The organism is Tychonema sp. LEGE 06208, from assembly GCF_015207505.1.
In the GTDB taxonomy this organism is placed as follows: Bacteria; Cyanobacteriota; Cyanobacteriia; order Cyanobacteriales; family Microcoleaceae; genus Microcoleus.
In genome coordinates this window covers 32,367-46,036 of record NZ_JADEWT010000047.1, presented here as the reverse complement: position 1 = coordinate 46,036, position 13,670 = coordinate 32,367, and the positions used below count along the sequence as shown (strand labels likewise).

Sequence of the window (13,670 nt, the reverse complement as noted above, 5' to 3'; positions counted from 1 at the left end):
AGCTGTTGCTCATATAGATTGTGTATGGCGATTGAGGGTCCGATGGGGATCAGGGGAGAGGGGGAGAGAATTTGACGATTTTTGATTGTCATCAAAATATACAATGTTTATTTGCACAACAGCTTATTAGCTGCCGCCAGCGCTAACCCCCAACATATAAGTTGACACACTTAAATGAAATCGTTATGAAATTTCTTGAGTTCGCATAAAAAAATAACAGTTGACATAAATTGACAATAAGCTAAAAATGTCTTATACTCGGATGCAGCCCAAGTTTTGAGAATAATTATCAAGAAGTATGGCAGACTTATCCGATCGCTCCGCGAGCAAAAAGCCGGGGTACTGGACTCGCCGCCAACTCCTACAGCTAGGAATAGCTGGTGCTGGGGTAGCGTCCGGCGCGATCGCACTGCAAAATTTTACCCAAAAGCGATCGGCTGCACCGAGAATACCGCCAATGGCTGCCGATCCAGTCGCAGCTAGCACGATCAATCCGATGCAAATTGCGCGGGATTTTGATTACGGCACGGTGACGCGGGAAAACGGGCGCACGGTGCGGGAATTTCGCATGGAAGCGAACACATCGATCGTCCAACTTAACAGCGCCGTTAGTTTCAACACTTGGAATGTGAACAATCGCGTGCCCGGGCCGACATTGAGAGCAACTGAGGGCGATCGCATCCGGGTCATTTTTTCTAACAAAGCCGGACATTCTCATTCGCTGCACTTCCACGGCGTTCATCCCGTAGAAATGGACGGCGTTAAACCGATCCGAAACGGCTCTGCGTTTATCTATGAGTTCGACGCACTTCCCTATGGCGTGCATCTATATCACTGTCACATTGCCCCAGTGACCCGCCACATCGGTAAAGGACTTTATGGAATGTTCATTGTCGATCCGCCAAAACCTCGCCCACCAGCAGACGAAATTCTGTTAATCATGGGAGGTTACGACGTAAACGACAAACAAAAAAATGAGCTTTACGCTTTTAACGGAATACCCAATTATTATATGAAAAACCCGATCCAGATTTACAAAAATCAGCTTATCCGGCTGTATGTAATGAACATGATTGAGTATGAATCAGCCGTGACTTTTCACCTGCACGCCAATTTTTTTGACCTATATCGCACGGGAATGACTTTAACACCCAGCGAGAAAACAGATGTCATTACAATGGGAGTAGCTGAACGACATATTTTAGAATTTAGCTACAGCTACGGCGGAAAATATATGTTTCATCCCCATCAAGATGCGATCGCCGAAGCAGGCTGCATGGGTTTATTTGAAGTCATCGCTTAACCCAAATCGCGATCGATCTGCGCCGATTTTAGTTAAGAAAGTCTTAAATTATCTACCAAAATTTATCCTAAATAGGTAGAATCATTAACTCGCAAATAATTAAGAAACTTTCTTGATAACAGGCGAGTCAAACTGCACCCAACCCAAAAATCATCAACTGCCATGTTACCATCCTTTCGTCAATTACCGACAGCCGCTGCTACAGCCATCCTCGTTGCTTTGACTGGTTGCGTTTCCACCCCCACCAACACCAGCAGCACCGCCTCACCCACCCCCACTGCTACTACCGCAGCAACAAGCGGCCACAGCATGAATCACGGCGGCAAACCCGGTATTAACATTAATACCGCCATTCTTTCGGAGTTAGATAAACTCGAAGCCAAGTTAGGAATTCCGGCACTTTCTAACAAAATTCAAGCCAGCCGCCCCTACGGAAAAACCGAAGAATTGGTATCTAAAAATGTCATTAATCAAGCCCAATTTGACCAAATTAAAGACATGGTAACTATTGAAGATGTTGTCCTCACAGGGGAAGCTAAAGATGTAGACTACATGACTAAACTTGGCTTGATGAAAGGGCATCTTTTGGTAGCAAAAGAACTCTTGGATGCAGGCAAACCAGACCAAGCCGAACCGCACATCGGTCACCCGGTAGAAGAAATTTATGCCGATGTGGAAGACCAGCTAAACGAGCGAAAAGTTCCCGAATTCAAGACAACTTTAATTAAATTGCAGGATTTAATTAAAGCGGGTGCAAAAGATCCGGCTGAAGTAAATGCAGAATTTAACACATCAATGCAAGCTGTAGATGGAGCAATTGCCGCCCTTCCCGAAGCGCAGCGCCAAGATCCGAAATTCGTGCTGCAAGTGATTAACGGCTTGCTAGATACAGCTAATTCCGAATACGGAGCGGCAGTTGCTAACGGCAAAATTTCCGCAGTTATTGAATACCAAGATTCGCGGGGTTTCGTCATGTACGCGGAAACCCTGTACCAAAATATTGCCGCTCAAGTGGCTAAAACTAACCCGGATATCGACAAAGCAATTGTTGCTAACATGACTGAACTTAAGGCAAATTGGCCAACTGCGATCGCGCCACCAGCCCCGGTAAAAACCACCGAACAAGTGGCCGTGCTCATTAAGGCGATCGAAAACGACAGCCAAAAAGTGCTCAAACCCGCCTCTTAAAAACGGTTTGTAGTGCGGACTTAAGTCCGCACTACAAACCTTTCAAATATTATCGAAATTAAGTAAGTCTTTTTCCTTCTTCCTTAAGTCGCCGGATAACTAAAGCCTTCTTCCCTCTTCCCTCTTCCCTCTTCCCTCTTCCCTCTTCCCTCTTCCTTCTTCCGACGGACTTACATCCGTTACATCCGTTACATCCGTTACATCCGTTACATCCCGTACATTGCTCGTTGCCGAACTTCCTTCTTCCTTATTCCTTCTAATTAAAAAAATGAATTTCAGCGAAGCATTACCCACATTTGTAATTACCCTCCGCGAAGGAGTAGAAGCCGCCTTAGTTGTTGGAATCGTTCTAGCTTGCCTCAAAAAATCGGGACAAAGTTATTTAAGTCCTTGGGTTTATGGCGGTGTCGCCGTCGGACTTATTGCCAGCGCTTTGATAGGTGTACTGTTTGGCTGGACAATTCAAATTTTGTCCGCATCCAATCAACCCTTTGCACCAATTATGGAATCTCTGCTAGAGGCAAGTTTTGGAGTTTTAGCAATAGCAATGCTGAGCTGGATGCTGCTCTGGATGACCAAGCAAGCGCGATTTATGAAAGCCGAAGTCGAAGGCGCAGTAAGTGCTGCCTTAACGGACAAATCTCATGCAGGCTGGGGCGTATTTAGTTTAATTTTGATTGCCGTTTTGCGCGAAGGATTTGAAACCGTTTTGTTTGTCGTCGCTAAGTTTCAACAAGGCCTTCTTCCAGCCATCGGCGCTTTGGGAGGAATACTTTCAGCCGCCGGAATTGGCGTGCTGCTGTTTAAATGGGGAGTAAAAATTAATATCCGCCTATTTTTTAAGTATATGGGCATTTTATTGCTCTTTATTGTAGCGGGTTTAGTGGTATCTACTTTGGGATTATTTGACAGCGCTGTGAATATTTTATCGCAAGCCAATCGCGAGTCAGCAGGGATGTGTTTCTATTACGAAAGATTTGCCAAAGAGCACTCTTGCATTCTCGGGCCGATGGTGTGGAATACCTCGAAAGTGCTTCCCCAAGAAAAGTTTCCCGGCTTGTTGCTGAGCGCGATGTTTGGCTACACGGACAAACTTTATTTGGTGCAGGGCTTTGCTTATTTCGTCTTTCTAATCACCGTGGGTGGGATTTATCTCCAAAGTTTGAGCGGTAGAGTATTTTTTCCAATCAAATCAAAAAACAGGAGTAACGAAATAGGAAATTAAGTCCAAACAACAGGGTGCATCTATCTAGAAACTTAAAATTAGTGAGATTTAAACCCAATTCAAATTAACTAAGGATTGTTTATGATTGACTTAGCAATTGCTACGGTGTCAGCAAACTCTGGATTTTTTAATTCGGAATGGCTGCAAGTTATCATCGTAATTTCCTATTATGCAATTCCCACAATGCTGGTTTACTCGCTTTACAAAGGGCGAGATATCCCGTTTCAGTGGATGTTTCTGGTATTCGGAGCATTCTTCGTCGCCTGCGGCACAATTCACGTAATTCAAACATGGTATCTGTGGTTTCCTGAATCTTTAGTCTCACAATTCATGAAAGCAATTACGGCTTTTGTCGCTGGGAGTTCAGTTTTGTTGCTGTTAACATTGATGCCTTTTGCACTGGCACTTCCCAGCCCAGCAAGGCTAGAAGCCGCAAATTTAGCATTAGAAAATGAAATTGCAGAACGCCGGAAAGCTGAGACAGCACTGGCTGAACTAGCCGAATTATTGGAACAGCGAGTGCAAGCAAGAACTGGCAAACTTTCCCGAGCAAATAATTATTTAATTAAAGAAGTTCAAGAGCGAAAAAAAGCTAAAAAAGCTCTGCAACAATCTGAAGCAGAATTGAGAATAAAAGCCCGAGAATTAGAGCGAGCTTTGCAAAAACTTCAGGAAAGTCAAGCTCAATTAGTACATACCGAAAAATTATCAGCTTTGGGTGAATTGACAGCAGGAATTGCCCACGAAATTAACAACCCCATCAACTTTATTGATGCGAACATCGCCTACGCCCGCAATTATGTTGAAGATTTGTTGCGTTTGGTCAACCTCTACGGCGAACATTATCCGAATCCGGTAGAAGAAATTCAGGAGAAAATTCAGACAGTAGAATTAAATTTTCTCAGCGAAGATTTGCCCAAACTAATTACTTCAATGAAGGTAGGAACTGACAGAATTTGCGCGATTGTTTCGTCGATGCGTAATTTTTCGCGTTTGGATAAAGATGGCATGAGTGTGGCTTCGATTCACGAAGGAATCGACAGCACTCTGTTAATTCTCCAGCACCGACTGAAAGCGAACGGCAAACTTCCGGGTATCGAATTGATTAAAGATTACGGGAATTTGCCGCTGGTAGAATGTTATGCAGGGCAATTAAATCAGGTGTTTATGAATATTATCAGCAATGCCATTGATGTTTTGCGAGATAGTTCTAATGCGGGTGTTTTGAATTGTCACAGAGGCTGTCCTACAATTGAGATTAGCACGGAAGTCGCGGAGGGCGATCGGGTAATCATCCGCATTTCGGACAACGGCGCTGGAATGACTGAAGAAGTCAAGTCTAAAATATTTAACCACTTTTTCACCACGAAACCCGCCGGTAAAGGAACGGGTTTAGGGTTATCAATTAGCTGCGAGATTGTTCGAGAAAAGCACTGTGGCAGCTTGGAGTGCCTTTCGAGAGTTGGAGAAGGTACTGAGTTTGTAATTTCGCTACCAATCAGGCAGCAGAAGTCTGAAACTAGCAGGTTATTGGCAATGCAGGAAGCAGTTTGAATTTGATCTTTTTAACGGCAGGTAGCCCAACGGGCGGCACTGTTGGTATTAGCAAACAGGTCAAATTCGCTATTAAAGAAGGGTTTCAACCCCTGTCTAATAGCAAAAGTCCTTGGCGGTCTTTCTGGCTTAAGTTAACACTAGCTGGGCGGGAGGTTCGTGCTACAATAAACGGGAATTTTGACTTTTGTAAAATGAGAGGAAAGCACAAAATCTTTGAATAAGGTGAGGAATATTAGCATTTTGCATGGCTCCTCCTCCAATAGTAATGGGGGCATTAGATGCAAGCAGGATTTACGCATTTATACCAAAGAAACCGGGTTTTTTCACGAAAATCCTTCGTTGCACCCCAAAAATTAGGCAAAAAACCCGGTTTCTGGCTATCTGTGCCTCCAGGACTGTCAAACTACTGAGTGAATGTAAAACGACCGTCTACTTTTTCTCCGTTAATATCCGCATTCACCTTCACAGGATATTGACCCGGTTCTTTGCCGGGAAACACAACAGCGTAATGTTTGCCCTCTGGATCGTATTTGAGAGCTAGGGTTTGCTGCTTTCCATTCTGCAACTGCACTTGAGCCGTCACTTTTGCGTCAGGAACTGGTTCCTTTTTATCGCCTTTTTGCAGATACAAATCTAAGTGAGTTCCCGTAGCTTCTTTTTCAGGTACAAACTCTAAATGGTAAGCACCAGAATTGACAACTTGACCCCCGTTAGCTCCTTTCGCAGCAGAAGTCGTGGCGGGAGCGGAAGACGCAGGTTGAGAGGCCGCAGGTGGTGGTGGTGGAGTAGTATTTGTATCGCTTGTTTGGTCGGCTTTACCGCAAGCTCCCAAAAAGAGCAATCCGACACTGCCTAGAATAATTAAACTTGACTTGAGCGTTTTCATGTGATTTACTCTGGGCGGACAATGATTGGTAAATTATGGCACTTTGAGACAGCTAGTTAATAAAAATTATTAAAACTTATTCATAAATTAGCCAACATAACTGTTGAAACAATGCTGGGTGAATATCAGTAATTTAAAAACATATCGCCCTTGGATATGAGCAGAGACGACTATTAATTGAGAGATATTTTCACGGTTGATGGTATTTTGGTCTGTGGCTGCGAAAACTTGCACGCTTGATACTTGCTATCTTAAGTGCGATCGCACTCCTCACCGCGACAGCACCTCATTCATGTTCGATCGCCACTTAACCTAGGTTGACTCCCAAAAATGAAATCAAGATGAAATTTCTTAACTTTTAGACAGATAATCTTGCCAAGTTCTTGACATTTGCCCTGTAGAGTGAAATCGCCAACTCACATTGAAGGGATTTAACGGTGAAAACTTCAACTAAAATCACTCTTGTTGACAACTTAAGCAACGGCGAGATTAATGAAGACTCGTTAGCTGCGGATAATGCCAGCACAGACAAGATGCTGGGCGGGCAGACAAAAGATGTGGTTCCACCATTCATTAATAATTTAGACGGCAGAATGTGGCACGATCCACTCGATCGCGCAATAGGTAACGATTTGCTATCCGGTGAAGAAGAGAACGAGAAATCACTTAAAAAATTGCTAACTAAAATAAATCTTGCTAAGTTTTTGACTTTGGCGATCGACAGTGAAACTACCAACCTAAATTGAAAAAATTTAACACCATAAGACCTTCAACAAAAATCGCTCTAGCAGCACCTTTTGTCGGTAGTTGATAACTCAATCGATTAGTCCGAACTGTGTACAGCCAGCAAAATCTCTGGTTGCCGCCATGCCTCGCAATAGCAGCAATCCCCAAGCAGAAGCCAGTGATGGCGACGGCGAAACTAACGACGATGCCAAAGAAAAGCAAGAATTAAATCGCCTGCAATCTAACGATGAATAAAATTGGTTGGTAGTGAGGACTTTAGTCCTTATATTTTGATAAAAACTTCAGTTTTTACTACAAACACCTGCTGATTGCGAGCAACTAACCAAACATTATATAGCGGTAGCGGTTCTCACAAAAGTGAGGTATACCCTATGCTCTATGCCCTATGCCCTATGCCCTATGCCCTATGCCGGATAGTACCTCATATGAGAGCACAGAAAGGCTATATGATAGGGTAGCTTGATTTTTACCACAATCACAAGCTACCCTTTGGCATTCGCTGGAATTGAGCAAAGCAATACTAGACTTGTCTGGTTTGTAACCTCAGCATTGCGATGCAAAGCGTCAGCCAAAGATAGCCGATTCCGTAGCCACCAATGATATCTGTTGGCCAGTGTACTCCTATATACATCCGACTCAGGCCAATAAGAGCGATCGTCAAAACAGCTAAAGTATATATTAATTTGGAAAACTTCGGAAAGTGAGCGGAAAGCAGGTAAGCTAGAAACCCATACATTACAAAACTTCCTAAAGCATGACCGCTCGGAAAACTAAAGGATGTTTCTGCAATTAAGCTCGGAAAAAGATGTGGACGAGGTTTCGTAAAAAACAACTTCAATCCAGTATTTAGAATCAAGGCTCCCAAACAAGCAAGAGCAAAAAATTTAGCTTCCTCGCGGTGATGCTGCCACCATAGAATTCCTAGCGTGACTGCCACAATCACTATAACTACACGGGCATCAGCAAGCTGAGTAATTGTTAGCATCACAGCATCTAGACTCGGATTTGCATATCCGTGCAGCCAGTACAGCCAAGAAGTATCAAAAGCAAAAGCTTCTCGTTCTAATATTTCTTCAAATAGCCACGCTAAAATAAAACTGATTAGCAGACAACTGGTAAGTCCAACTACACCAATTGTCACAATTAAAGTATTTAAGCGTGGGTTGATATGCTGCAACCAAAATTCATATATTTTTCGTAACACAATCAATCCAACTCAACAAAGTTCAAATCATGTACAATTTATCTCACTATTTTTAAATAGTTTTTAATATTCATAAAACATCAATAAAGCGATGTATTTTAACTTATTTTAAAAAAGTGATCTGGCAATTTTACAGTGAAACAACTGCCAACTCCGAGCTTACTGGTGACGGTAATTGAGCCACCGTGATTTTGGGCAATGGTTTGGGCGATTGCTAATCCCAAACCAGAACCTCCATTCCAATAGGAACGAGATTCATCTGCTCGCCAAAACCGCTCAAAAATCAGCTTAATCTGCTCCGGTGCAATTCCCACACCCGTATCTCGCACGCTGACAATGCAATAGGAAACGAGACGGTTGACTGTAATTTCTACTGTTCCTCCAGATGGCGTGTAGTGAAGTGCATTTTGAATCAAATTGGTAAACAGTCGCGTTAGTTGGTTTGAATCACCTACTAAATTAATGTTTTCTGTTAGTTGAGATTTTAAATTAATTTGTTTGAGTTCGGCCCGAGACTGATAAAGCTGAACCAAATTCTCCAAAACTACAGTTAAATTGACAGAAGCTTTATGGATGCTGGCCACTTTATCGGTTCTTGCTAACAGCAGCAAATCTTCGGTTAGCTGCGTCATTTGATTCGCCGCACTAGCAATAGCCTGAAACTTTTCTGCATCTAACTCTCTCATCCCCTCTGGGTATTTTAGTGCTACGGCTAGATTACTTTTTATAGCCATCAAGGGGCTGCGAAATTCGTGAGAAGCATCGGCGGTAAACTGCTTTAAACTTTTAAAACTATCCTCAATTGGCTGCATCGCTAAACGAGTCAATATCACTCCGCCAACACCGCTAAAAATCAAGGCTATCAGGATTCCACTCCCTAGCCCTAAATTGAATTTATTTAAGGTTTCGTCAATTTCATCGAGGGATTGGCTTACTCTTATATAGCCGATTAGTTTACCATTTCCCCTCTCAATTATTGGTAAGGTAATTCCTTGAATTCGATTTTTTGCTGTTGGTAATTGTACTGTCTCGCTGAATGATAATGGTATGGCAAGCACAAACCTACCTTGTTGAATTATCGTATTTCCTTTAGTGTCAAATAATTCCAAACCTTGATTGTTATCAATTATAGTTTGCGCGCTAAAATCAGTATCAAATCTTATACGTCCGTTTTCCCATTCTGTATTGGCAGAGGCTCCTTCTCCTAAAACTGTCAGTTTGTCTGTTAGCTGGTCGGTGAGACTGCGAGCGAAGATTAGTCTAACGCCAATTGCAAAAATACTTAATATTGATGCCAGTACAAGCAGGTAAGATAATAGCAAACGAGAGCGAATTTTTTCAAACATAATGAGGACAAATTATTAGCTATAAAAATTTCAAATATATTGGGAGATCTTCAATATATTTGATCTCGAACAAGATTGCATAAATCTTTGATATAGAAACCGCAGATGCAACACAGATACAACGCAGATTTTTTGAAGTAATTGAAAAGAAAAGAGTGCTGTTTTTTTAGGGTTGTTAGTGATGGCTGCTGAGTCGATAACCAATGCCGTAAACTGTTTCGATAAAATTTTCTGAACTTCCGGCTGCTTTGAGCTTGCTACGCAAATTTGTGATGTGAGTTTTGACTGTTCCTTCTCCTGAAGCTTTATCAAAATTCCACAATTTATCTAAAATGGCGGAGCGTGTCAAAACTTGAGTGGGATTGTTTAAGAAACATTCTAATATCATATACTCTTTGGGAGTTAAAGATAAAGCGTTTCCTGCATAAGTAACGGTGCAGCTAGTGGGATTGAGTTGCAAATGACCGTGGGTTAGAATCAGGGGTTTGGTTTCTGGAATTCTCCGAGATAAAGCTCTAATTCGGGCGGCTAATTCTTCTAATTCAAAGGGCTTAACTAAGTAATCATCAGCTCCTGCATCGAGTCCAATGACTCTATCTAAGGTGGTATCGCGTGCTGTCAGCATCAAGATGAGAACGTGAGAGCGATCGGCACGCAGACGCTTACACAGTGATATACCATCTAATTTGGGCAGCATTAAATCTAACAAAATTAGGTCGTAATTGACCGATCGCGCATATTCCCAACCCTCTAGCCCGTCAGTCGCTATATCTACGACGTGGTTTTGATGCCTTAAGTCTTCTGCAAGGGGTTTGACAATGCGAAGATCGTCTTCAACTAACAAAATTCTCATTTTTTTATATCGAGATATCTTTCTCAACAGTATGATATCGTGCCTGGTCGATCGATCGCAATAAGATTAGTTCGCAGCATCGGACTTAAGTCCTATGCTGCTGTGGATGCAAGGTGGCACTACTAACTGTTTTTTATGATGGTCTATTTACCGGAGATGAGATTAGTCGTTTTAGGTGCTAAGAAGTTTCTAAATTGAGCGTACAAAGCTGGCAAAACTAACAGAGTTAAGGCAGTAGAAGTAAACAATCCTCCTAAAACTACGATAGACAAAGGTTGTAAAATTTCTTTGCCGGGGCCGCCTTCTAAAACTAAAGGTGCTAAACCCAAGGCTGAAGTTAAAGCAGTCATCAAGATGGCGTTGAGCCGTTCCATCGAGCCTTTAATAATAGCTTCTTGAAAGGGCATTCCTTCAGCAAATTTAGAGTTGTAGTTGTCTACTAACAGCAAGCCGTTACGGGTAGCAACGCCGAATAATGTGACAAAGCCAACCAAGGAAGCTACGGAAATTATACCGCCAGTCACAGCTACAGCAATCACTCCTCCAACTAAGCCGATCGGCAAATTAATCATGATCGTAGCAGTTGAAGCAATTGACTTGACAGACAAGTACATCAATACGGTAATTACCAAAAAGGCGATCGCGCTAAATACGATAATATTTTGGGAAGCCCTTTGTTCCGCTTCAAATTGACCGCCGTACTGGATAAAATAGCTAAACGGTAACTGTACCTCTCGTTTTACTTTAGCTTGAATTTCATTCACAACCGATCGCAAATCCCTACCTTTAGCATTAGCCGCCACCACAATCAACCGAGAAACATTCTCGCGGTTAATCGTATTTGGGCCCGTACCGTATGTAACAGTCGCAACTTGCGCCAGGGGAATTTTATTACCATTCGGAGTATCAACCAACAAATTCTGAATAGTTTCGAGGTTATTTCTGGCTTCGAGGTGCAACCAAACAACTAAGTCAAAAGTTTGCTGCACCTCCAAAACTTGTGATACAACTTTGCCATTTAAAGCTGTTTCAATGATTTCCGAAAGTTCTCCAATTTTCAAACCATATCTACCGGCAGCTTGGCGGTTAAACTTAATTTGAATTTGCTGCACCGGCACTTGCGGTTCTAGTTGCAAATCTACAATTCCCTTAACTGTTTTCATTTGCGCTTCAACTTGAGCGCCGAGGCTGCGAAGTTGATTCAAATCCGGACCAAAGATTTTGACAGCAATCTGACTCCTGACACCAGACAAAACCTCATCCATCCGGTGAGAAATAAAGCCGCCGATATTTGGTGCAACTCCCGGCAATTTAGCAAATTCTTGCCGCAGCGACTCCAAAGTTTTCGACCTATTTTTCATCCCTTCCTCGCTCAAACCAATATCGATGTGAGCTAAATTGACACCAGCAGCATCAGCATCGCCCGGAGCTCTGCCCGATCGCACTTGCACGTATTCAAACCTGCTATCATCCTTAAGTGCATCTTCCATAGCAAAAGCCGCGCTATCCGTCGTCTCCAAAGAAACACCAGGATAAAGTAGAATAGTATTCACCAAAGTTTGCTCCTGAAACTCCGGCAAAAATACCCGTCCAAAGGAAGGTAAAATAACTAAGGCAGCCACCATACTAGCAGCAGCTAAAGCTAAAATTATCGACGAATATCGCATTGAAAACTGGATCCAAAAATGATAGATATGCTTGCAAAATCTTGGCAACCAAGGTTCTTTCACACTCATGGATTTGTTGGGCAACAAAATAGCACAAAGGGCGGGAGAAATTAACAGCGATTCTAGACTAGAAATCACCACAACAACCAAATAAGTAATACCCATAGGGGTAAAAATTCGCCCTTCTACACCGGGCAAAGTAAAAATTGGAGAAAACACCACAATCCCAATTACAGTTGCTCCAATTAAAGAATCGCGCACCTCTTGACTGCCGTCAAAAATCACATCCATCACCGGGCGCGGATGCAGAGAAGACGTATTTTCCCTCAAGTTGCGGTAGGTATTTTCTGCATAGACAATAGCATCATCGATCGCAGTTCCGATCGCCACCGATAATCCGCCCAAAGTCATCGTATTCAATCCCAGTCCCAGCCAATACATCGCCAGCAGCCCGAACAGCCAAGTTAGGAAGAAATCGAGCAAAACCACCGTCAGAGTCCGCCAATTCATCAAAAACGGGATGAGAATAATGGTGACAATAATACTGCCTTCCACTAAAGCCGATCGCACATTTTCCACCGAAGATTTGATATATTCTTCCTGCCGGAAAGTCACTGTTACCTTAATATCCTTGGGTAGAGATTGCTGCACTTCAGCCATTGCTGCTTCAACCGCCTTCGTTACCGTGGGAGTATCAGCAATTGGCTGTCTGTTTACCATCACAATCACAGCTTTTTTGCCGTTAAAACTACCGTTTCCCCGCTCGATCGCACCACCAATCTTGACATCAGCAACATCACCAATTATGACTGGCGTTCCGTGGCGAGATGCGATCGCAGATTGCTGCAAATCTGCCACAGACTCAATCCGCCCCACGCCTCGAATTAACGTTTCGCGATCGGGCGTAATTAAATACCCCCCAGGCGCGTTAACATTCGCAGCGGCTGCCGCTTCTGCCACTTGCTGTAACGACACATTAAAAGCTTGTAGTTTAGCGGGATTAACTAATACTTGATACTGCCGTTGTTGACCTCCGTAAGCGATAACTTGAGCAACACCATTCACTGCCAAAAGGCGATTTGTTACTTGCCAATCTACGAGGCGGCGCACTTCCATTAACGGAGTAGTTTCTGATGTGAAAGCATAGGAAATAACAGTGCCGACAGGAGAAGTTGTAGGAGAAATTTGCGGTGTTTCTACCCCAGCCGGGAGTTTGCTTTGAGCTTGCTGCAACCTTTCAGTTATCAACTGGCGTGCTTGATATATTTCTGTTCCCCAATCAAAGATGACTTTAATGGCAGAAAGGCCCACGGCGGAAGACGATCGCACTGCTGTTACTCCCGGTGTTCCGTTAATCGCACTTTCGATCGGCAGTGTTACTAAAGACTCGATTTCTTCCGGTGCGAGACCCGGTGCTTCTGTCTGAATTTCGACTTGCGGAGGTGCGAAAGGCGGGAAGACATCGAGGGACATTTTCGGGAGGATATATAATGTCCAAAGACTAATAATAATGGTGGCGAGAACGACTAGCCAGCGGCGGTTAATTACCAATCTGAGAATTGTGCTGAACATTTTATTAGCTTTGAGTTTATAGAGCAATAAGGCTCAGTTAGCGCTATTTATAAGCTGGAAATTCCCCTAAATCTCCCTTGAAAAGGGGCACTTCAAGAAATCTCTTCCCCTTTTTTAAGGGT

General features: G+C 43.1%; 11 protein-coding genes. 5 read left to right on the top strand and 6 right to left on the bottom strand.

What is annotated here, in order from left to right; translation table 11 throughout:
- The first annotated feature begins 298 nt into the window (after positions 1 to 298).
- Positions 299 to 1,303: a multicopper oxidase domain-containing protein gene (locus IQ263_RS14315; protein WP_194068010.1), complete on the top strand. Its 1,005-nt coding sequence runs from the start codon at positions 299 to 301 to the stop codon at positions 1,301 to 1,303.
- Positions 1,304 to 1,465: 162 nt separating this feature from the next.
- Positions 1,466 to 2,491, top strand: a complete 1,026-nt coding sequence (locus IQ263_RS14310; protein WP_194068009.1) for a ComEA family DNA-binding protein — start codon at positions 1,466 to 1,468, stop codon at positions 2,489 to 2,491.
- Positions 2,492 to 2,590: 99 nt separating this feature from the next.
- Here the strand turns inward: IQ263_RS14310 and IQ263_RS14305 are convergent, their stop codons facing one another.
- The gene (locus IQ263_RS14305) at positions 2,591 to 2,785 is read right to left on the bottom strand and encodes a hypothetical protein (RefSeq protein ID WP_194068014.1); all 195 of its coding nucleotides are present in this window, start codon (positions 2,783 to 2,785) and stop codon (positions 2,591 to 2,593) included.
- On the opposite strand from IQ263_RS14305, the gene IQ263_RS14300 reads away from it, so the two are divergent.
- A complete protein-coding gene (locus IQ263_RS14300; protein ID WP_194068008.1) occupies positions 2,760 to 3,716 on the top strand; it encodes an FTR1 family iron permease in 957 nt (318 codons plus the stop codon). The genes IQ263_RS14305 and IQ263_RS14300 overlap by 26 nt on opposite strands.
- A gap of 81 nt (positions 3,717 to 3,797) precedes the next feature.
- Positions 3,798 to 5,270 (top strand): sensor histidine kinase, encoded by a 1,473-nt coding sequence (locus IQ263_RS14295; RefSeq protein WP_194068007.1) that lies wholly within the window; start codon positions 3,798 to 3,800, stop codon positions 5,268 to 5,270.
- A gap of 406 nt (positions 5,271 to 5,676) precedes the next feature.
- On the opposite strand, the gene IQ263_RS14290 is transcribed toward IQ263_RS14295, so the two are convergent.
- Positions 5,677 to 6,159, bottom strand: a complete 483-nt coding sequence (locus IQ263_RS14290; protein ID WP_194068006.1) for a hypothetical protein — start codon at positions 6,157 to 6,159, stop codon at positions 5,677 to 5,679.
- A gap of 437 nt (positions 6,160 to 6,596) precedes the next feature.
- On the opposite strand from IQ263_RS14290, the gene IQ263_RS14285 reads away from it, so the two are divergent.
- Complete coding sequence (locus IQ263_RS14285; RefSeq protein WP_194068005.1) at positions 6,597 to 6,905, top strand: hypothetical protein; 309 nt, start codon at positions 6,597 to 6,599, stop codon at positions 6,903 to 6,905.
- Between the two features lie 521 nt (positions 6,906 to 7,426).
- Here the strand turns inward: IQ263_RS14285 and IQ263_RS14280 are convergent.
- The 4 genes from IQ263_RS14280 to IQ263_RS14265 form a co-directional block, all read right to left on the bottom strand.
- Positions 7,427 to 8,047, bottom strand: a complete 621-nt coding sequence (locus IQ263_RS14280) for a phosphatase PAP2 family protein (RefSeq protein WP_333192841.1) — start codon at positions 8,045 to 8,047, stop codon at positions 7,427 to 7,429.
- Between the two features lie 161 nt (positions 8,048 to 8,208).
- Entirely contained in the window at positions 8,209 to 9,456 is a 1,248-nt protein-coding gene (locus tag IQ263_RS14275) for a sensor histidine kinase (protein WP_194068003.1), read from the bottom strand.
- 175 nt (positions 9,457 to 9,631) lie between these two features.
- Entirely contained in the window at positions 9,632 to 10,309 is a 678-nt protein-coding gene (locus IQ263_RS14270; protein WP_194068002.1) for a response regulator transcription factor, read from the bottom strand.
- 143 nt (positions 10,310 to 10,452) lie between these two features.
- Positions 10,453 to 13,548 carry an efflux RND transporter permease subunit gene (locus tag IQ263_RS14265; protein WP_194068001.1) on the bottom strand — a complete coding sequence of 1,032 codons (3,096 nt, stop codon included), beginning with the start codon at positions 13,546 to 13,548 and terminating at the stop codon, positions 10,453 to 10,455.
- Positions 13,549 to 13,670 lie beyond the last annotated feature (122 nt).